This is a genomic window from Comamonas sp. wu1-DMT, assembly GCF_040187805.1.
Lineage (GTDB): Bacteria > Pseudomonadota > Gammaproteobacteria > Burkholderiales > Burkholderiaceae_C > Comamonas > Comamonas thiooxydans.
Genome location: NZ_JBANEM010000010.1, coordinates 1 through 19,163 on the forward strand (window position 1 = coordinate 1; position 19,163 = coordinate 19,163).

16 protein-coding genes, 1 tRNA gene and 1 pseudogene are annotated in these 19,163 nt (G+C 61.5%); 8 read left to right on the forward strand and 10 right to left on the reverse strand.

Annotated features, from left to right (window positions below; translation table 11 throughout):
• Nucleotides 1-23 precede the first annotated feature (23 nt).
• From V8Z78_RS14970 to folC, 8 genes and pseudogenes are all read right to left on the reverse strand, one after another.
• Nucleotides 24-99, reverse strand: a tRNA-Ala gene (locus V8Z78_RS14970).
• Nucleotides 100-167: 68 nt separating this feature from the next.
• Nucleotides 168-1,577, reverse strand: coding sequence for a glutamate--tRNA ligase (gene gltX / locus V8Z78_RS14975; protein ID WP_179625746.1), 1,410 nt, complete (start codon nucleotides 1,575-1,577; stop codon nucleotides 168-170).
• Nucleotides 1,578-1,727: 150 nt separating this feature from the next.
• Nucleotides 1,728-2,939 carry an O-succinylhomoserine sulfhydrylase gene (locus V8Z78_RS14980; RefSeq protein WP_003061097.1) on the reverse strand — a complete coding sequence of 404 codons (1,212 nt, stop codon included), beginning with the start codon at nucleotides 2,937-2,939 and terminating at the stop codon, nucleotides 1,728-1,730.
• Nucleotides 2,940-3,243: 304 nt separating this feature from the next.
• A pseudogene (gene purF, locus V8Z78_RS14985) lies at nucleotides 3,244-4,751 on the reverse strand (amidophosphoribosyltransferase).
• Nucleotides 4,696-4,842: a hypothetical protein gene (locus V8Z78_RS14990; protein ID WP_003057184.1), complete on the reverse strand. Its 147-nt coding sequence runs from the start codon at nucleotides 4,840-4,842 to the stop codon at nucleotides 4,696-4,698. Before V8Z78_RS14990 ends, purF begins: the two are co-directional and overlap by 56 nt.
• 105 nt (nucleotides 4,843-4,947) lie before the next feature.
• Nucleotides 4,948-5,445, reverse strand: coding sequence for a CvpA family protein (locus V8Z78_RS14995; protein ID WP_057091870.1), 498 nt, complete (start codon nucleotides 5,443-5,445; stop codon nucleotides 4,948-4,950).
• Between the two features lie 28 nt (nucleotides 5,446-5,473).
• The gene (locus tag V8Z78_RS15000) at nucleotides 5,474-6,448 is read right to left on the reverse strand and encodes an SPOR domain-containing protein (RefSeq protein ID WP_057091869.1); all 975 of its coding nucleotides are present in this window, start codon (nucleotides 6,446-6,448) and stop codon (nucleotides 5,474-5,476) included.
• A gap of 58 nt (nucleotides 6,449-6,506) precedes the next feature.
• The gene (folC, locus tag V8Z78_RS15005) at nucleotides 6,507-7,832 is read right to left on the reverse strand and encodes a bifunctional tetrahydrofolate synthase/dihydrofolate synthase (protein WP_057091868.1); all 1,326 of its coding nucleotides are present in this window, start codon (nucleotides 7,830-7,832) and stop codon (nucleotides 6,507-6,509) included.
• A gap of 100 nt (nucleotides 7,833-7,932) precedes the next feature.
• Here folC and V8Z78_RS15010 point away from each other — a divergent pair, with 100 nt between their 5' ends.
• From V8Z78_RS15010 to argG, 4 genes are all read left to right on the forward strand, one after another.
• Nucleotides 7,933-8,295, forward strand: a complete 363-nt coding sequence (locus V8Z78_RS15010) for an ArsC family reductase (protein ID WP_003061086.1) — start codon at nucleotides 7,933-7,935, stop codon at nucleotides 8,293-8,295.
• A 125-nt stretch (nucleotides 8,296-8,420) separates the two neighbouring features.
• Entirely contained in the window at nucleotides 8,421-9,173 is a 753-nt protein-coding gene (locus V8Z78_RS15015; protein ID WP_012837577.1) for a glycine zipper 2TM domain-containing protein, read from the forward strand.
• A gap of 149 nt (nucleotides 9,174-9,322) precedes the next feature.
• Nucleotides 9,323-9,640 (forward strand): pyrimidine/purine nucleoside phosphorylase, encoded by a 318-nt coding sequence (ppnP, locus tag V8Z78_RS15020; RefSeq protein ID WP_349731703.1) that lies wholly within the window; start codon nucleotides 9,323-9,325, stop codon nucleotides 9,638-9,640.
• A gap of 106 nt (nucleotides 9,641-9,746) precedes the next feature.
• Nucleotides 9,747-11,084, forward strand: coding sequence for an argininosuccinate synthase (argG, locus tag V8Z78_RS15025; protein WP_003057205.1), 1,338 nt, complete (start codon nucleotides 9,747-9,749; stop codon nucleotides 11,082-11,084).
• Nucleotides 11,085-11,191: 107 nt separating this feature from the next.
• Here the strand turns inward: argG and V8Z78_RS15030 are convergent, their stop codons facing one another.
• Together V8Z78_RS15030 and acs are read right to left on the reverse strand one after the other, a co-directional pair.
• On the reverse strand, nucleotides 11,192-11,647 hold the full coding sequence (locus V8Z78_RS15030) for a hypothetical protein (RefSeq protein WP_003057208.1): 456 nt from the start codon (nucleotides 11,645-11,647) through the stop codon (nucleotides 11,192-11,194).
• Nucleotides 11,648-11,788: 141 nt separating this feature from the next.
• Nucleotides 11,789-13,783: an acetate--CoA ligase gene (gene acs / locus V8Z78_RS15035; RefSeq protein WP_349731618.1), complete on the reverse strand. Its 1,995-nt coding sequence runs from the start codon at nucleotides 13,781-13,783 to the stop codon at nucleotides 11,789-11,791.
• 359 nt (nucleotides 13,784-14,142) lie between these two features.
• Here acs and V8Z78_RS15040 point away from each other — a divergent pair, with 359 nt between their 5' ends.
• From V8Z78_RS15040 to proX, 4 genes are all read left to right on the forward strand, one after another.
• Complete coding sequence (locus tag V8Z78_RS15040) at nucleotides 14,143-14,781, forward strand: YqhA family protein (RefSeq protein ID WP_349731619.1); 639 nt, start codon at nucleotides 14,143-14,145, stop codon at nucleotides 14,779-14,781.
• Nucleotides 14,782-15,501: 720 nt separating this feature from the next.
• A complete protein-coding gene (gene proV, locus V8Z78_RS15045; RefSeq protein ID WP_145914893.1) occupies nucleotides 15,502-16,797 on the forward strand; it encodes a glycine betaine/L-proline ABC transporter ATP-binding protein ProV in 1,296 nt (431 codons plus the stop codon).
• Between the two features lie 15 nt (nucleotides 16,798-16,812).
• The gene (proW, locus tag V8Z78_RS15050; protein WP_012837572.1) at nucleotides 16,813-18,057 is read left to right on the forward strand and encodes a glycine betaine/L-proline ABC transporter permease ProW; all 1,245 of its coding nucleotides are present in this window, start codon (nucleotides 16,813-16,815) and stop codon (nucleotides 18,055-18,057) included.
• Nucleotides 18,058-18,077: 20 nt separating this feature from the next.
• Nucleotides 18,078-19,133, forward strand: coding sequence for a glycine betaine/L-proline ABC transporter substrate-binding protein ProX (gene proX, locus V8Z78_RS15055; protein ID WP_057091866.1), 1,056 nt, complete (start codon nucleotides 18,078-18,080; stop codon nucleotides 19,131-19,133).
• The last annotated feature ends 30 nt before the right edge of the window (nucleotides 19,134-19,163 follow it).

The following is a 19,163-nucleotide window of genomic DNA, read 5'->3' on the forward strand; positions in this document are numbered from 1 at the left end:
TTGCGACTCGCCGTCATTAATTTTGGTGGAGGTAAACGGGATCGAACCGATGACCTCTTGCATGCCATGCAAGCGCTCTCCCAGCTGAGCTATACCCCCAAAAACTCCCTGCAAGACAACCTTTTAATCAGTCGCGTTTTGCAGAGACTCGAATTATAGACAGGTTTTTAGCGATTTTTCAAACGCGCGATAACTTTTTCACGTCCGAGCAATTCCAGCACCGCATCGACCGAGGGAGTATGGGCCGTGCCCACGGTCAGAACACGTACGGGCATGGCCAGCACGGGCATCTTCACGCCCTGCGCCTTGAGCAGCTCCTTGATCGCAGCCGCAATGGCTTCCTTGGTCCATTCCACGTTTTCCACCACGGCCGCAAATGCATCCAGCACGGGGTTGGCCGCCTCGGTCACATGCTTGGCGTAGTCTTCCGCATTGCGCTCCACGCTGTCCGCATAGAAGACCTTGGCCCAGTTGGCCAGATCCACCAAGGTCTCGCAACGGTCCTTGAACAAGGCAGCAATGCGCACCAGACGGTCATCGGCGTCGATCAGGCTCTCGGCCACGCCCGCCTTGACGACAAAGGGCTTGACCAACTGGGCCAGCTCGGCGTCGTCCATGGCCTTCAGATGCTGGGCATTGACCCAGCGCAGCTTGGCTTCGTCAAACTGGCCGGCACTGCGGCCCAGGTGATCCAGGTTGAACCACTCCAGGAACTGGGCGCGACTGAAGATTTCGTCGTCGCCATGGCTCCAGCCCAGGCGGGCCAGATAGTTCACCATGGCATCGGGCAGATAGCCTTCATCGCGGTACTGGGTCACGGCCTTGGCACCGTTGCGCTTGCTCATCTTTTCACCTTGCTCGTTGAGCACGGTGGGCAGGTGGGCAAAGGTAGGCACGGTGGCACCCAGCGCTTCAAAGATGTGAATCTGGCGCGGCGTGTTGTTCACATGGTCGTCGCCACGGATGACATGGGTGATGTTCATGTCCATGTCGTCCACGCAGACGCAGAAGTTGTACGTGGGCGTGCCGTCGGGTCGGGCAATCACCAGATCGTCGAGCTCGGAGTTCTGGAACTCGATACGACCCTTGCACTTGTCGTCCCAGCCCACCACACCGGTTTGCGGAGTCTTGAAGCGCAGCACGGGCTTCACGCCTTCGGGAATCGCGGGCAGGACCTTGCCCTCCTCGGGACGCCATGTGCCGTCATAGCGGGGCTTTTCCTTGGCAGCCATCTGCTTTTCACGCAGCGCGTCCAGTTCCTCCATGCTCATATAGCAGGGGTAGACATAGCCTTTTTCCTGCAAGGTCGCCAGCACCTGCTTGTAGCGATCCATGCGCTGCATCTGGTAGAACGGGCCTTCGTCATGGTCGAGTTGCAGCCACTCCATGCCTTCCAGGATCACGTCCACGGAAGCCTGGGTGGAACGCTCCAGATCGGTGTCCTCGATGCGCAGCACGAAGTCGCCGCCATTGGCGCGCGCAAACGCCCAAGGATAGAGGGCCGAACGAATATTGCCCAGATGGATGAAACCCGTGGGCGAAGGGGCAAAGCGGGTGCGAATTTTGTTGTTTGTCATATCAGAAATCCTTGTACGACATTCCCCGCGCCAAGGCTGCGGCGCTTGATACGCACGCAGTCTCGGCCAGAGATGCCGAGCAAGAGCCGCCTCGCAGCGCAGGCATAGTCCCCCAGGAAGGGGAAGGCGCGAAGCGACTCAGGGAGTGTTTCACAGCGTATCCAGTCCGCGAGCCAGGTCGACCTTGAGGTCTTCCAGATGCTCAAGACCCACGGAAATACGAATCAGACCCTGACCCACGCCGGCAGCCTGACGCTGGTCCTCGGTCAGACGACCATGCGAGGTGCTGGCCGGATGGGTGATGGTGGTCTTCACATCACCGAGGTTGGCCGTAATCGAGCACAGACGCGTGCTGTCCACGACATGGAAGGCATTGGCACGCAGTTGCTCGGCACCCTCGCCCACCACATCGAAGGCCAGCACCGCACCGCCCATGCCATTTTGCTGGCGCATGGCCAGCTCGTGCTGAGGATGGCTCTTGAGGCCCGGGTAGTACACACGCGCCACCTTGGGATGGGCTTCCAGCCAGGCGGCAAACTCCAGCGCTGCTGCGCTTTGCGCCTTGACGCGCAAAGCCAGGGTTTCCAGACCCTTCATCACCGTCCAGGCATTGTAGGGAGCAATGTTCAGACCGCCGCTGCGCAAGAAAGTGCCCATGACCTTGTCCACGAGGGCAATGGTGCCGCAAACCGCACCGGCCATGACGCGGCCTTGGCCGTCAAGGAACTTGGTGCCCGAGTGCACGACGAGGTCGGCGCCGAACTTCACGGGCTGCTGCAGCACGGGAGTGGCGAAGCTGTTGTCCACGGCCAGCAGCGCGTTGTTGGCGTGCGCCAGCTCGGCCAGTGCGGCGATGTCGCAGAGATCGGTCAGCGGGTTGGTGGGCGTCTCGGCAAACAGCATGCGCGTGTTGGGCTTGATGGCCGCCTTCCAGGCTTCGATATCGGTCTGCGAGACAAACGTGGTTTCCACGCCGAAGCGTGCCATTTCGGTTCCCAGCAGCTTGATGGTGGAGCCGAACATGGACTGCGAGCAGATCACATGATCGCCCGTCTTGAGCGCCGTCAGCGCCACCAGCAAGATGGCCGACATGCCGGTGGAGGTCGCTACCGCACATTCCGTGCCTTCCATGGCCGCCAGACGCTTTTCAAAGCTGGTGACCGTGGGGTTGCCAGTGCGGCTGTAGGTGAAGCCCGGCTCTTCATTGGCAAAGCGGCGCGCTGCGGTCGCCGCATCGGGCTGCACAAAGCTGCTGGTCATGTACAGGGCTTCGCAATGCTCGCCCCACTGACTGCGCTCGACCGCTTCGCGCACGGCCAGAGTTTCAGGATGCAAACCTTCGGGTAATGTCTTGTTGGTCACAATCGTCAAATCCAGATGGTTGGTACCGGTCATGAGTCCGCTGCAGACCGCCAATCAGGCCCGCACGCATGCTGCTCTACCAGCTTGACCGGCGGCACTCGCCGTGCCGGTCTTTGAATATGCTTTGCTCGCACATCATGAAATTTGAGTCGTATCAGGCTCAAACCCTTAATGAGCATACGTCAACAGCTCACTTTTAAAGAGCATACCGACCGCACAGCTCTGCCATTGTCCTCCCGAATGAAAAGGGTTGCCTAAGCAACCCTTTCCGACTCGGTCATTCGCTGCGCTTTAACGCCAGCGCTCAGCTTTCCTGAGCATTCGGCAGGGACAGGCGCGAAGTGTCTTCGCTCTCCTCTTCGCTGCCGCGGTTGCGGCCTTCGTTGAGCGCCGTCACCTCTTCATCGGAGATATCGCCGGTGATGTAGATGCCGTCGAAACACGAGGCCTCGAAACCGCTTACCTGGGCATTGATCTTGCCCACGGCCTGCTTCATGGCTTCCACGTCCTGATAGATCAGCGCGTCGCAGCCGATGACCTGGCGAATTTCCTCGACCGTGCGGCCGTGAGCCACCAGCTCGGAGCGCGTGGGCATATCGATGCCGTACACATTGGGGTGACGCACGGGGGGCGCAGCGGAGGCCAGATACACCTTGTTGGCACCTGCATCGCGCGCCATCTGCACGATTTCCTTGGAGGTGGTGCCGCGCACGATGGAGTCATCGACCAACAGCACATTGCGGCCCTTGAACTCGCTGCTGATGGCGTTGAGCTTCTGGCGCACCGACTTCTTGCGAGCGCCCTGACCCGGCATGATGAAGGTACGGCCCACATAGCGGTTCTTCACAAAACCTTCGCGATAGGGCTTGCCCAGCAACTGTGCCAATTGCATGGCGCTGGGGCGGCTCGATTCGGGAATGGGAATCACCGCATCGATTTCATTGGGCGGCACCATGGAGATCACGCGCTTGGCCAGCGTTTCCCCCATGTTCAGGCGAGCCTGATAGACCGAAATGCCATCCATGGTGGAGTCGGGACGTGCAGATACACATACTCGAACACGCAGGGATTGAGCTGGGTCTTTTCAGCGCATTGCTGGCTCTCGACGCGGCCGTCGTTGTGCACGAAGATCGCTTCGCCGGGAGCGATGTCGCGCTCGAACTGATGGGTCGTACCTTCCAGCGCCACGGACTCGCTGGCCAGCATGATGGTGCCATCATTGCCGCGCCCCATGCACAGCGGACGAATGCCGAAGGGATCGCGGAAGGCCAGCAGGCCGTAGCCGGCGATCAGCGCGATCACGGCGTAAGAGCCCTTGATGCGCTTGTGCACCGCACGCACGGCCTTGAAGATTTCCTCGCTCTGCAGCGGAGCGCCGCTGGAGGCGCGACCGATCTCGTGCGCCAGCACGTTGAGCAGGACCTCGGAGTCGCTTTCGGTGTTGGTGTGGCGATGGTCGGTATCCGCCAGTTCGCGACGCAGCTGCTTGGCATTGGTGAGGTTGCCGTTGTGCACCATGACGATGCCGAAGGGCGCATTCACGTAGAAGGGCTGAGCCTCTTCCTCGCTGGAGGCATTGCCCGCCGTGGGATAACGCACCTGACCCAGACCCACATCACCGGGCAGAGCACGCATATTGCGGGTGCGGAACACATCCTTCACCATGCCCTTGGCCTTGTGCATGAAGAACTTGCGTTCCTGCTGGGTCACGATGCCGGCTGCATCCTGCCCACGGTGCTGCAGCAGCAGCAAAGCGTCATAAATCAGCTGATTCACGGGTGTGGTGCTCACCACACCAACGATTCCACACATAGTTGCGTTCCATCTGTTCGCGAAAGTCGCCCTTCGCCACACTCGCCTGCTTCGCCACCCATTGGCTAGCCTGCGCTTTGATATCCGGCATGGCGGATCACGCCAACACCAAACTCTCGTCAGCACCCACTGCGTTTTACAGCAAGCACCTTAGCCACTTTCAACCCTTAGGTAAATTGCGGCAAAAAACTTCGCTTCAAGAGGAAGCCTTGGGCAGATACTGCCCCCACTCCTCTGGCAGAGCCGGCAGCACCCAGCCCAGCGCCTCAATCAACCAGGGCGCCAGCATCGAGTCCTGCCACCACAAAGCCTTGTGCAGCGGCGTGTACTGGATCACCAGAGCCAGCACCAGCAGCAGCAGGCCACCACGCAAGACACCGAACAATGCGCCCAGGGTGCGATCCACAGGCCTCAGACCCACGGCTTCAATCAACTGCTTGGACAGCCAGGAGATCACTCCCCAGGCAAACATGGACCCCACCAGCAGCAGCACAAAGCCCGCCGCATAACGCAGCTGCATGTCCCAGCCATCCAGCGGCAGCCACACCGCCACCTCTTGCGCCCAGGTCCGCGCGACCATGAAGGCTACCAGCCAGCCCAGCAAGGACAGGACTTCATAGACCAGACCGCGCCAGGCCCCCAGCAACAAGGAGCCCAGCACAACGACCACAAAAATCCAGTCCAGCGTGCTCATCAATCAAACCGTTGCCGGAAAACCGGTCTCAAGCCTTGAACACCGATGCCGGCAAACCCAGGGCCTTGGCTCTGGCGGCAGCCTTCTCGGCTTCTTCGCGGCTCTTGAAAGGCCCCATGCGAACACGTGTGCGCTTGCCGTCCTTGGTATCCACGGTCTGGGTAAAGGCTCCGGTCCCCAGCTTGCCCTTGATTTCGTTGGCCTTGCCGACTTCAGCAAAGGCGCCGATCTGAACGATAAAGCGCTCGTTAGTCGCTGCAGCCTCCTTGGCCGGTGCTGCTTCCGAGGTACTGCGCCCCTCCAGCAGTGCACGGGCACGGGCGGCCTCGTCCACCTTGGGTGCTTCAGGCTTGTGCTTGGGCTCGGGTTTGACTTCCGGCTTCTTGACCTCAGGTTTGACCTCTGGCTTGACCTCGGCCTTGGGTTTTTCAGGCTTCGGTTCCGGCTTGCGCTCGGGCTTTACTTCCGGTTTGGGCTCCGGTTTGGGCTCCGGCTTGGGCTGAGGTTTGACCTCTGGTTTGGGCTCGGGCTTGACCTGAGATGCCACCGCAGCGGCAGTGCCGACGGCAGCCGCAGTGACTGCAGCCCCGACCACCGGCGCAGCAGGCGCCACAGCGGCCGCCGCAGGAGCTGCAGGCCTGGCCGAAGGCGCAAGCACTTCTTCGCCATCATCCAGAGAAGCATTGGCAGCAACACGCCCTGACGGTGCAGCCGTCTGGCTCGCCACCTGGGTGCCAGGCACGACCTCAGGGGCCGAATTGGCCTGATCGGGAATTTCAATCGGGATATTGACCGGAATGGGACGTGGCTGCGTGTCGAACAGCAGCGGGAAGCCCACCACACCGATCAGCACCAGCACGGCCGCCCCGATGAGACGATGACGTGCGCGGCGGCGCATGGCTTCCACGCTTTCGCCCTGGGCCAGGCGACTGGGGCGCTTGGCTCCGGCCACGGACTCGGCTTCGTCTTTTTTGCCAGGCCAACGGAAATTGAAAAATGCCATGAGTGAGGACTTGTTGAGGCCTGCCACCCGGCAAAAGCCAGGACGGCAGACCGCTGACTCAGTGAGCCAGGTGTTTGGCGTTCAGACGAGGCGTGCCGTTTTGCAACACTCCGCCCACAGTGAAGAACGATCCAAAGACCACGATTCTATCAGCCGCCTCCGTTGCCGCGACTGCTGCATCCAGGGCCTGCTGGGGATTGGCAAAGGTCTGCATGCTCACATCTTTGCGGATCACGCCTTGGGCCTGCAGTTGCTGCAGCTTGGCCTTGAGGTTTTCCGCAGAATCCGCACGCGGCGTGGGCAGATCGGTGAAATACCAGCGGTCGACCAGCGGCCCCACCTTGGTGAGCATGGGCTCCCAGTCCTTGTCGGCCATGGCACCGAATACGGCATGCGTGGTCGGGAAGTAACCCATGGCATCGAGATTCGCCGTGAGTGCCGCCACCGAATGCGGGTTGTGCGCCACATCCAGCACCAGCGTGGGCTGACCGGGAACGATCTGGAAGCGACCGGGCAGCTCCACCATGGACAAGCCCGTGCGCACGGCCTGCGCCGTCACTGGCAGCTTGCCGCGAATGGCTTCATAGGCGGCCAGCACGCCGGAAGCATTCATCAGCTGATTGGCGCCGCGCAGCGCCGGATAGGCCAGCCCCGCATAGCGGCGGCCACGGCCAGCCCAGCCCCATTGCTGCTTGTCGCCGTCGTAGTTGAAATCCTTGCCGAAGCGCCAGAGGTCGGCACCGATTTCGGCCGCGTGATCGATCACGCTTTGCGGCGGCACGGGGTCGCTGACGATGACGGGACGACCGGCACGCATGATGCCGGCTTTTTCCCGGCCAATGCTTTCGCGATCGGGGCCCAACAGTTCCATGTGATCGAGATCGATGCTGGTGATGATGGCGCAGTCGGCATCGATGATATTGGTGGCATCGAGCCGGCCTCCCAGACCCACTTCCAGAATCGCCACATCCAGCCTGGACAGACTCATCAGGCGCAATATCGCCAGCGTGGTGAACTCGAAGTAAGTGAGTGCAACCTCTTGCCCTTCCTTCACCCTGGCCTGCTCCACCGCCTCGAAATGCGGTATCAGCTCCTCGGCCTTGACGATCTCGCCGCCCACACGGCAGCGCTCTTCAAAGTGAACCAGATGCGGCGAGGTATAGACACCGGGGCGATAGCCGGACTGCAGGGCCACGGCCTCCAGCATGGCACAGGTCGAACCCTTGCCATTGGTGCCGGCCACCGTGATGACGGGGCAGTCGAATTGCAGGCCCATGCGCTGTGCGACTTCACGCACGCGATCCAGACCCAGGGCGATGTTCTGGGGATGCAGGCGCTCGCAATAAGCCAGCCAGGCATCCAAGGTGGGGAATATGGTGTGCATACTGGGCGCTATTGTCGCCCACTGTCAGAGGCCCTATGGCTGCCGGCACTTGGCAAATGCGTTACATCTGACTCCAACCGTTTCACCGCTACCGAACACCATGAGCAAGATCACCACCGTCTACGGCATCCCCAATTGCGACACCGTCAAGAAAGCACGCAGCTGGCTCAGTGAGCAAGGTATTACTTACCAATTCCACGACTTCAAGAAACAAGGCGTTCCCGCCGAGCGTCTGCCCCAGTGGATGCAGGCTCTGGGCTGGGAAAAGCTGCTCAACCGCCAGGGCACGACCTGGCGCAAGCTCGATGACGCGACAAAGGCCTCTGCCGTGGATGCGCCCAGTGCCGCCGCCGTGATGCAGGAGCACGCCAGCACCATCAAGCGACCCGTGGTGGAATGGGCCGACGGGAAAATCACCGTCGGTTTCAAGGCCGATGAATGGGATACGCTGCAAAACACATAAGCAAACGCTCACATTTACACATGGCTTTACCTAGTTTTACGGTGCCGAGTGCTTGAATTTACGCAGATCCCCTAAACTTTTCGGTGATCTGATGCGTTAAAGCTTCAGAGACAGGAGAGATGTTGATGAAAACTCTGGCAGTTTTGACTTTGACCGCCGTGGCCGCCACCGGGGCCTATGCCCAGGAGCGCGGTCGCGTGCTGTCCTCGACCCCCATCACCCAGCAGGTCGCCGTGCCGCAGCAGGTCTGCAGCGACCAGCCGGTGGCGGTCGCTCCTCGCCCCACCGGTGCAGGTGCCGTGGTCGGAGCCATTGCCGGCGGCCTGATAGGCAATGCCATCGGTGGCGGTGGCGGCCGTGCTGCGGCCACGGCAGCCGGCGTGGTCGGCGGTGCCATGCTCGGCAATCAGGCCGAAGCCTCGGGCCCGGTGCAGTACCAGAACATGCGCCAGTGCAGCACGCAGACCTTCTACCAGAACCGTACCGTGGGCTACAACGTGACCTATGAGTACAACGGTCGCAACTACACCACGCAGACCGCCAACCCGCCCGGCCAATGGATTGCGCTGAATGTGCAACCCGTGGCCAACGACCCGGTCTACAGCAACGACGGCTACTACAGCACCCAGACGCCTCCTCAGGGCGCCTACAGCACCAGCTATCCGCAGAACTACGACAGCGGCTATTACGCCCCTCAGCCCGTGGCGCCCACCTACTCGGTAGGCTCGACCTACTCGGCGTCTGACTATGTGGCGCCGCTGCTGATCGGCGCAGCCATTGGTGCGGGCGCCTATTACGCCACCCGCCCCCATTACTACCGACCCGGCTACCGTCCGGGCTGGCACGGTGGCCACGGCGGCCATGGCTGGCGCCGCTGATCCAAGCCGATCCGGCCTTGCGAGCCGCTCAGGAGCCCCGTCACGGGGCTCTTGTTTTTCCTGCCTTTGCTGGGCATTCGCGCAGGTGCAAATCCCGTGGCCTAAAATCGATGCTTTTGATCTTCGACCACGCACAGCGTACCTCTTCCATGACCACCGAAACCATCGCAGGCGTCAGCCTCACCACCAAGGCCAATGTTTACTTTGACGGCAAGTGCGTCAGCCACAGCTTCACGCTGGCCGACGGCACCAAGAAGTCGGTGGGCGTGGTGCTGCCTGCAACGCTGACCTTTGGCACCGCAGCCGCAGAAATCATGGAATGCGTGGGCGGCTCCTGCGAATACAAGCTCGACGGCGGCGACGAGTGGAAGAAGTCCTCGGCCGGCGAGAGCTTCCAGATTCCCGCGAACTCCAAGTTCGACATCCGCGTGACCGAGGCTTACCACTACATCTGCCACTACGCCTGATCCGCGCCTGGCCCGGCTTCGGGCCAGACCCGAGAATTTCAAGCCTTTTCAGCCCCAATCGTTTACCCATCAAGCGATTGCAGCTATCACTTTGAAGAGAAATCTCATGGAAACCATTCTGCAACATGTTCCCGTCGGCCAGAAGGTCGGCATCGCCTTCTCCGGCGGCCTGGACACTTCTGCCGCTCTGCGCTGGATGAAGAACAAGGGTGCCCTGCCCTACGCCTACACGGCCAACCTGGGTCAGCCCGACGAAGCCGATTACGACGAAATCCCCCGCAAGGCGATGGAATATGGCGCAGAAAAGGCCCGTCTGATCGACTGCCGTCCCCAGTTGGCCAACGAAGGCATTGCCGCCATCCAGTCCGGCGCTTTCCACATTTCCACCGGCGGCATCACCTACTTCAACACCACGCCCCTGGGCCGTGCCGTGACCGGCACCATGCTGGTGGCCGCCATGAAGGAAGACGACGTCAACATCTGGGGCGACGGCTCGACCTTCAAGGGCAACGACATCGAGCGCTTCTACCGCTACGGTCTGCTCACCAATCCCGCGCTGAAGATCTACAAGCCCTGGCTGGACAGCAACTTCATCGACGAGCTGGGCGGCCGTGCAGAAATGTCGGCCTTCATGACCAAGGAAGGTTTCGGCTACAAGATGTCGGCCGAGAAGGCCTATTCCACCGATTCCAATATGCTGGGCGCCACCCACGAAGCCAAGGACCTGGAGTTCCTGAATTCTGGCATCCGCATCGTGAACCCCATCATGGGCGTGGCTTTCTGGAAGCCCGAAGTTGAAGTCAAGGCAGAAGAAGTCTCCATCACCTTCGAAGAAGGCCGCCCCGTGGCCATCAACGGCAAGGAATACACCGATGCCGTGGAAGTCTTCCTGGAGCTGAACCGCATCGGCGGCCGCCACGGCCTGGGCATGAGCGACCAGATCGAGAACCGCATCATCGAAGCCAAGAGCCGCGGCATCTACGAAGCCCCCGGCATGGCCCTGCTGCACATTGCCTACGAGCGTCTGGTGACCGGCATCCACAACGAGGACACCATCGAGCAGTACCGCATCAACGGCCTGCGCCTGGGCCGTCTGCTGTACCAGGGCCGCTGGTTCGACCCCCAGGCCATCATGCTGCGCGAATCTTCGCAGCGCTGGGTGGCCCGCGCCGTGACCGGCACCGTGACGCTGGAACTGCGCCGCGGCAACGACTACTCCATCCTGAACACCGAGTCGCCCAACCTGACTTACGCTCCCGAGCGTCTGTCCATGGAAAAGGTCGAAGACGCGCCTTTCAGCCCCATCGACCGCATCGGTCAGCTGACCATGCGCAACCTGGACCTGATCGACACCCGCGCCAAGCTGGCCATCTACTCGCAAGCCGGCCTGCTGAGCGTGAGCAGCGCCAACGCCCTGCCACAGCTGGGCAACGACAAGAAGTAATTCGGTTCGCCTGCGTGAAAAAGCCGCTGCAGTGCAGCGGCTTTTTCATGCCGAATACGCCTCAATCGCTTGTAGGCAAAGCGATTGAGGCTATCAGTATTGAGGCATCAGCGATTGATCTGGTGCACCTGCTGTTCCAGCTGCCCCACATAGGCTGCCGTGCTGTTGTCCGACTCCTGGGCGCGCTGCACCAGATGCGCTTCCAGCACATCGAGCCGAGCCATCACCTCTTCCTTGTCCCTGGCATGCAAGGCTTCGAGCACGCTGCGCAGCTCCGTGAAACGCGAAGCCTCGGCCTTGTCGGCCAGATCGCGCTGGGCCTGCATCTCCTTGGCGTGGCGGCGTGCCTCCAGCAGCACCGAGCCTTGCATCCACAGCACATAGGCGATGAAGAACACGCTCAGCAAAATCGTCAGCGCCAGCATGAGCACGCCCAGCGGTGCCTGGATTTCGGTCAGGCCCAGCGAAACCGTTGCAGGTGTGGACAGCGCCGTCCAGTTGAAGGCTGCCAACACGGCAATCAGGGCCACGATGATGGCAATGCAGATGGTGCGAAAGTTCATGCTCTTCTCCTTGTACTCCGGAATGCCTTGTTTTAACCCAAGATCGCATCGGCTTGCGTCAGCAAGCGCCAGAAATGGCAAAGCCGCTGTTGCCAGCGGCCCTGTCGTCATGATGCGTTCAGATCAGCGGCATGCGCCGGCTCAATTGGTCTCCGACAATTGCTCGAGGATCGCGGGATTCTCCAGAGTGCTGGTGTCCTGGGTAATCGCTTCTCCCTTGGCCAGCGAGCGCAGCAGGCGGCGCATGATCTTGCCGCTGCGGGTCTTGGGCAGGTTGTCGCCGAAGCGGATGTCCTTGGGCTTGGCAATCGGGCCGATCTCCTTGGCCACCCAGTTGCGCAGCTCGGTCGCAATCTGCCTGGCTTCCTCGCCCGTGGGCTTGCCGCGCTTGAGCACCACAAAGGCGCAGATGGCTTCGCCGGTCAGGTCGTCGGGACGGCCGACCACGGCGGCCTCGGCCACCAGATCGGTCTTGGCCACCAGGGCCGACTCGATTTCCATGGTGCCCATGCGGTGGCCCGAGACATTGAGCACATCGTCGATACGGCCCGTGATGCGGAAATAGCCGCGATCCTCGCTGCGCACGGCGCCGTCGCCGGCCAGGTAATAGCCCTTGAGCTCTTCGGGGAAGTAGCTCTTCTTGAAGCGCTCGGGGTCGCCCCAGATGGTGCGAATCATCGAGGGCCAGGGCTTCTTCACCACCAGGATGCCGCCGGCGCCATTGGGGATCTCGTTACCGGACTCGTCGACGATGGCCGCCGTGATGCCGGGCAGGGGTAGGGTGCAGGAGCCGGGCACCAGAGGCGTGGCACCGGGCAGCGGCGTGATCATATGGCCGCCGTTCTCGGTCTGCCAGAAGGTATCCACGATGGGGCAGCGCTCGCCGCCCACATGCTTGTGATACCACATCCAGGCCTCGGGATTAATGGGCTCGCCCACCGAACCCAGCAGACGCAGGCTGGACAGATTCCAGTTCTTCGGGTGGACGCTGGGGTCGGAGTCCGCCGCCTTGATCAGCGAGCGTATGGCCGTGGGTGCCGTGTAGAAGATGCTGCACTGGTGGCGCTCTATCATCTGCCAGAAGCGGCCCGCATTGGGGAAGGTCGGCACGCCTTCGAAGACGATCTGCGTGGCACCGGCCGCCAGCGGGCCATAGGCCACATAGCTGTGGCCGGTGATCCAGCCGATATCGGCCGTGCACCAGAAGACATCGCTGTCCCTGGCATCGAAAGTCCATTCGAAGGTCTGCTTGGCCCACAGCACATAGCCGCCGGTGGCATGCTGCACGCCCTTGGGCTTGCCGGTGGAGCCGCTGGTGTAGAGGATGAAGAGCGGGTGCTCGGCATTGACGGGCACGGCTTCGCACTCGGTGGACTGGCCGGCCAATGCCTCGGTGAAGCTGATGTCGCGGCCCGCGACCATATTGCAGGCAGTGGCCGTGCGCTCATAGACCAGCACGCTCTTGACGGCTTCGCAGCCGCCCAGCGCAAGCGCGTCGTCGACGATGGCCTTGAGCGGCAACTCCTTGCCGCCGCGCATCTGGTAGTTGGAAGTGACGACCAGACTGGCACCCACGTCCACAATGCGCTCCTGTACGGCCTTGGCCGAGAAACCGCCGAACACCACGGAATGCGTGGCGCCGATGCGTGCACAGGCCTGCATGGCTACCACACCCTCGATGGTCATGGGCATGTAGATCAGCACGCGATCGCCCTTTTGCACGCCGCGCGCCTTGAGCGCATTGGCGAACTGGCTCACACGGGCGAGCAACTCTTTGTAAGTGACCTTGGTGACCTCGCCGCCGTCTGCTTCAAAGATGATGGCCGTCTTGTTCTCCACGGGCGTGCCCATGTGCTTGTCCAGGCAGTTGGCGCTGGCGTTGAGCTCGCCGTCGGCAAACCATTTATAGAAAGGCGGGTTGCTCTGGTCCAGCACCTGCGTGAAGGGCTTGGTCCACTGCACGTTCTCGCGGGCCAGCCGTGCCCAATAGCCTTCATAGTCGCGCTCGGCTTCATCGCACAGGGCCTGGTATTGCGCCATGCCCGAGATGCGGGCCTTGGCGGCGAAATCCGCAGGGGGCGGGAACACACGGTTTTCCACCAGCACGGATTCGATGGTTGATGTCGCAGCGCTCATCGTTTTGTCTCCTGATGCATAAGCAATGAAATAATTGTGGGTGTACTGTCAAGGCTCGGTCTTACACCCCACTGACTGAAATTGAGAAGCGGCTTTTGCGCGCCGTCAAGCCCGTCATTCGCTCCCATTTTTGCAGCAGAAAGTGCCTGCTTGGTGTTGATTTGCTTGCATTTTTTTCAAAACACCCTGGAACAAACCCTTAGAATCGCGCACCTGCTGCTGCAGAGGCCTGAGCCCACATTACGGCCTGCTCTCGAAGGCGCAGGCAGTCCGGGACGCGGCCCCAGCAAAACCAGTCTTACAAGGTGGCGGCATCCCGTTGCCCACCCATCGCATACAGTCCGCCCCGAGCACACATCATGAGCCGCACCCCTTCCGACGAAGCAGGCAACCCCACCCACCACACGCCGCATGGCGGCTTCCAGCCCTCTGGCGCATTGCGCCCCCTGCCCTCGCTGATCTTTGCCAGCCGCTGGCTGCAGCTGCCGCTGTACCTGGGTCTGATTGCCGCCCAAGGTGTCTATGTCTGGCACTTTCTGCTGGAGCTCTGGCATCTGGTGGAGGCCGTCTTCGGCAATCAGGAAGCCCTGCATGCCCTGATCACCAATATTGGCTACAAAAGCGATGTCCAGATCACCCATCTGAACGAAACCATCATCATGCTGGTGGTACTGGCCTTGATCGATGTGGTCATGATCTCCAACCTGCTGATCATGGTCATCGTGGGTGGCTATGAAACCTTTGTCAGCCGCATGGGCCTGGAATCCCACCCCGACCAGCCCGAGTGGCTGAGCCATGTGAATGCCTCGGTACTCAAGGTCAAGCTGGCGCTGTCCATCATCGGCATCAGCTCCATCCACCTGCTCAAAAGCTTTATCAACGCCGGCAGCTATGAAGTGCAGGTGCTGATGTGGCAGACCATCATCCACGTGGTCTTCCTGCTCAGCGCCCTGGCCATTGCGCTGACCGACAAGCTCACCCAAAGCGCTCATCATTGAGACAACACGTCCTCCCCAAAAAGCCCCGCATGGTTGGCCATGAAGGGGCTTTTTTCATGCCCATGGCAGCGGCAAAACGCGTCAAAAGCTGACAACCGGCAAAAAAAAAGCCCTCGGTAGGCTGCCACGCCTTATCTATCAAGCACTTGCACCTCCTGTTTTTGCGTATGCAAATGTTTCAATGGCGCTATTTCCGGCGGATGCGGGCGGCAAAGCTTACAGTTTGATTTGACGCATAAAACCCAATTCGATATATTAAAAAGTCATTTACAACCTGCCGTGCAGGTCGTCACCGCATTGTTGAGATGCGGTTGACTCACTTCCCGGCGGATCGTTGTGTCAATTCATGAGCGCTTGCCGCTCTTTGGCGCAGCCCCGTCAACCGGGCCGAAACACGGCCCTGATGTAGGGGGCTCTCCCCGGCCGATATTGCCGGGGTTGGCCTGACAAGAAGCCGTGCAGACGCGTGCCAGTCGGTACCCGCTCTGTCAGCCAGCTGCTTCTTCCAATTTGCCAGCTCTTGCGCACACCTGGCTGTGCCATCCGGGCTGAAAACTCGGCGCCATCGCTGCGCCATCTGCATTGCGCAGCCCTGTCCACAAGGCCGGGCTGAGCTGCGGCATCAGGGCTTTTATTTTGGCTTGTGCGCCAGCGCCCACCGGCATTGCCGGCTGTGGGCGCTGGACTGTGTTCCATCTCATCAAAAAGGAGAACGCCACAGTGGCCAAGCAAATCGCTATCGATCATGTCTTCAAGGTCTTCGGCAACGATCCGAAAACCGCGCTCAACCTGGTGAAACAGGGCCGGAGCAAGCAGGAGATCCTCGCCCAGACCGGGCAATCCATCGGCGTGTTCGACGCCGACTTCACCATCGAGGCCGGTGAAATCTTTGTGGTCATGGGCCTGTCGGGCTCGGGCAAGTCCACCCTGGTGCGCATGCTCAATCGCCTGATCGAGCCCACCAGCGGCCGCATCCTGGTCGACGGCCAGGACATCAATACGCTCAATGACAAGGAACTGCGCGCGCTGCGCCGCAAGGACATCTCCATGGTGTTCCAGTCCTTTGCCCTCATGCCCCACCTCACGGTGCTGGACAACACGGCCTTTGGTCTGGAGCTGGCCGGCGTGGACCGCGCCACGCGCCAGCAGCAGGCGCAGGATGCCCTGGAGCAGGTAGGCCTAGGTGCCTGGGGCGCCAGCTATCCGGACGAGCTCTCCGGCGGCATGCAGCAGCGCGTGGGCCTGGCCCGCGCGCTGGCCTCCGACCCGTCCATTTTGCTGATGGACGAGGCCTTCTCTGCACTGGACCCCATTATCCGCACCGAGATGCAGTCCGAACTGTTGCGTCTGCAGGAAATCAAGCGCCGCACCATCGTCTTCATCTCTCACGATCTGGACGAAGCCATGCGCATTGGCGACCGCATCGCCATCATGAAGGACGGCATGGTCCAGCAGGTCGGCACGCCCGACGAGATTCTGCGCAATCCCGCCAACGACTATGTGCGCACCTTCATTCAGGGCGTGGATGCGGCAGCCGTATTCAAGGCCTCCGACATCGCTCGCCAGGCGCTGACCGTGATTTCAGAGCACAGCGACCGCGGTTGCCGCGCCGCGCTTCGCCTGCTGGAGGACTCCGACCGCGATTACGCCTATGTGCTCAATGCACGCAAGCGCTTTCTGGGCGTGGTCTCGTCGCAGTCGCTGCGCGATGCGCTGCACGGCCACGAGGGAATGCTGGGCCTCAAGCACGCCTTTATCTCCGATGTGAAGCCCATCGCCAGCAGCACGCCGGTGGCCGAGCTGTTCGGCACCGTGGCCACTCCGGCCTACCCGCTGCCTGTGGTGGATGAAGAAGGCAAATACCTGGGCGTTATCAGTCGCACCACCATGCTCAAGTTCCTGGATCGAGCCACCCCGCCGGTGCCGCCACCCCAGAAGGAAATTCCGCCCATCAAGCTGGACCAGCACTTCCAGCCCAAGTCCAACACGCAAGCTGCCCAGCACGCAGCGCAATAAAAGAAGGGAGCCGATTTGAACGATAACGCACTGAACAACCCCAACACAGAAACCACCAGCACGGCTTTTGACGACCCGTGGGCCGCAGCCTCTGCGCCCGCCACCGAGCCGGCCAGCGCCAATGTCACTAGCTCGGCAGCAGATGCCGATCCCTGGGCTGCCTCCTATGCCGATGCGGATGCCGGCTCAAGCACCGATGCCTGGAGCAGCGGCGATGCTGCCAGCCAGGCCAGCAGCACCGACTGGCTCAGCGCTCCCTCGCCCACCGATGTGCCCGAGCATGACGGCGGCATAGGCCAGCTCTGGCACCAGATCACCACCGAAGGCCTGCCCGTGCAGGACTCGATCAACAACGGCCTCACCTGGGTGGTTGATCATTTCCGCCCCTTCTTCCAGGCTGTTCGTACCCCCATCGACGCCACGCTCAACGGTGTGACCGATGTGCTGCAGACCATCCCCATGCCCGCACTGGTGCTGCTGATTGCCCTGCTGGCCTGGCAGTTTGCAGGCCGCAAGCTAGCCATTGGCTCGGCAGTTTCGCTGCTGATTGTTGCCCTGCTGGGCATCTGGTCCGAAGCCATGGTCACGCTGGCCCTGGTGCTGACCTCGCTGTTCTTCTGCATCGTGATCGGCCTGCCCGTCGGCATCTTGCTGGCCAGCAGCGACCGTGCCCAGCGCTGGACGCGCCCACTATTGGACGCCATGCAGACCACACCGGCCTTCGTGTATCTGGTGCCGGTGGTCATGCTGTTCGGCATTGGCAATGTGCCCGGAGTGATCGTGACGATTGTGTTTGCCCTGCCGCCGCTGATCCGCCTGACCAACCTGGGCATTCGCCAGGTACGTCCCGACCTGATCGAGGCAAGCCGTGCCTACGGTGCATCGCCCGCCCAGTTGCTGTGGAAAGTCCAGCTGCCGCTGGCCATGCCCTCCATCATGGCCGGTATCAACCAGGCGCTGATGCTGTCCCTGTCCATGGTGGTGATTGCTTCCATGATCGCCGTCGGCGGTCTGGGCCAGATGGTGCTGCGCGGCATCGGCCGTCTGGACATGGGTCTGGCCACCGTCGGCGGCCTGGGCATCGTGCTGCTGGCCATCGTGCTGGACCGCATCACCCAGGCCATGGGCGAGCCCAAGCGCGGCAGTGCCCGCTGGTGGGCCACCGGCCCAGCTGGTCTGGCCGTGCGTCTGCTGGGCAACAAGCGTTCGGCACCGGCTCCCAAGCCCGGCAGCGAAGCCACCAAGCCAGCAACGATCTGAATCAAGAACAAGGAGAACGCATGAATACAGCCACCAACACTGCCAGCATCCGCCATGGCCTGGGCCACTGGCTGCTTGCCAGCACAGCCGCAGCCTCCATGGCCCTGTCCATGGTGAGCACCGCTGCTTTCGCTGCCGACGAGCTTCCTGGCAAGGGCGTCAAGGTCCAGCCGCTCAAGAGCTCGATTGCCGAAGAAGCCTTCCAGACCCAGCTCGTCATGAAGGCCCTGGAAAAGCTGGGCTACGAGGTCCAGCCCATGAAGGAAGTGGAATACCCCACGGCCCATATTGCACTGGCCAACGGCGATGCCACCTTCATGGCCAATCACTGGAACCCGCTGCACGCCGACTACTACAAGAATGCGGGCGGCGACGCCAAGCTCTACCGCAAGGGCGTGTTCTCGGCCAATGCGGCCCAGGGCTATCTGATCGACAAGAAGACGGCCGATGCGTACAAGATCACGAATCTGGGTCAGCTCAAGAGCCCCGAAATTGCCAAGCTCTTCGACACAGACGGTGACGGCAAGGCCGATCTGACGGGCTGCACGCCGGGCTGGGGCTGCGAAGCCATGATCGAGCACCAGCTTGGCGCCTACAAGCTGCGCGACACCGTCACTCACAAGCAAGGCACCTATTCGGCGCTGATGGCCGACACCATCACGCGCTACAAGGCCGGCAAGCCCATCCTCTACTACACCTGGACGCCCTACTGGGTGAGCAATGTCCTCAAGCCCGGCAAGGACGTGGTGTGGCTGGAGGTTCCGTTCTCCGCGCTACCCGGCGAACAGTCCGGCACCGACACCAAGCTGGCCAACGGCAAGAACTACGGCTTCATTGCCAACAACCAGCAAATCGTGGCCAACAAGGCCTGGGCCGAGCAAAACCCTGCGGCAGCCAAGCTGTTTGAAATCATCAAGCTGCCCGTGGGCGACATCAACGCCCAGAACTACATGATGAGCCAGGGCCAGAACAAGGCCTCCGACATCGAGCGTCACACCGACGGCTGGATCAAGGCCCATCAGAAGACTTTCGACGGCTGGATCAGCCAGGCGCTGGCGGCTGCCAAGAAGTCCTGATCACAATCCCCGAATCACGGCGACCGCTAC

What these genes read in the sequence shown, in the direction of transcription:
- gltX (WP_179625746.1), bottom strand. Translation starts at nt 1,577, where the DNA reads ATGACAAACAACAAAATTCGCACCCGCTTTGCCCCTTCGCCCACGGGT.
- V8Z78_RS14990 (WP_003057184.1), bottom strand. Translation starts at nt 4,842, where the DNA reads ATGCCGGATATCAAAGCGCAGGCTAGCCAATGGGTGGCGAAGCAGGCG.
- V8Z78_RS14995 (WP_057091870.1), bottom strand. Translation starts at nt 5,445, where the DNA reads ATGAGCACGCTGGACTGGATTTTTGTGGTCGTTGTGCTGGGCTCCTTG.
- V8Z78_RS15000 (WP_057091869.1), bottom strand. Translation starts at nt 6,448, where the DNA reads ATGGCATTTTTCAATTTCCGTTGGCCTGGCAAAAAAGACGAAGCCGAG.
- folC (WP_057091868.1), bottom strand. Translation starts at nt 7,832, where the DNA reads ATGCACACCATATTCCCCACCTTGGATGCCTGGCTGGCTTATTGCGAG.
- V8Z78_RS15010 (WP_003061086.1), top strand. Translation starts at nt 7,933, where the DNA reads ATGAGCAAGATCACCACCGTCTACGGCATCCCCAATTGCGACACCGTC.
- V8Z78_RS15015 (WP_012837577.1), top strand. Translation starts at nt 8,421, where the DNA reads ATGAAAACTCTGGCAGTTTTGACTTTGACCGCCGTGGCCGCCACCGGG.
- ppnP (WP_349731703.1), top strand. Translation starts at nt 9,323, where the DNA reads ATGACCACCGAAACCATCGCAGGCGTCAGCCTCACCACCAAGGCCAAT.
- argG (WP_003057205.1), top strand. Translation starts at nt 9,747, where the DNA reads ATGGAAACCATTCTGCAACATGTTCCCGTCGGCCAGAAGGTCGGCATC.
- V8Z78_RS15030 (WP_003057208.1), bottom strand. Translation starts at nt 11,647, where the DNA reads ATGAACTTTCGCACCATCTGCATTGCCATCATCGTGGCCCTGATTGCC.
- acs (WP_349731618.1), bottom strand. Translation starts at nt 13,783, where the DNA reads ATGAGCGCTGCGACATCAACCATCGAATCCGTGCTGGTGGAAAACCGT.
- V8Z78_RS15040 (WP_349731619.1), top strand. Translation starts at nt 14,143, where the DNA reads ATGAGCCGCACCCCTTCCGACGAAGCAGGCAACCCCACCCACCACACG.
- proX (WP_057091866.1), top strand. Translation starts at nt 18,078, where the DNA reads ATGAATACAGCCACCAACACTGCCAGCATCCGCCATGGCCTGGGCCAC.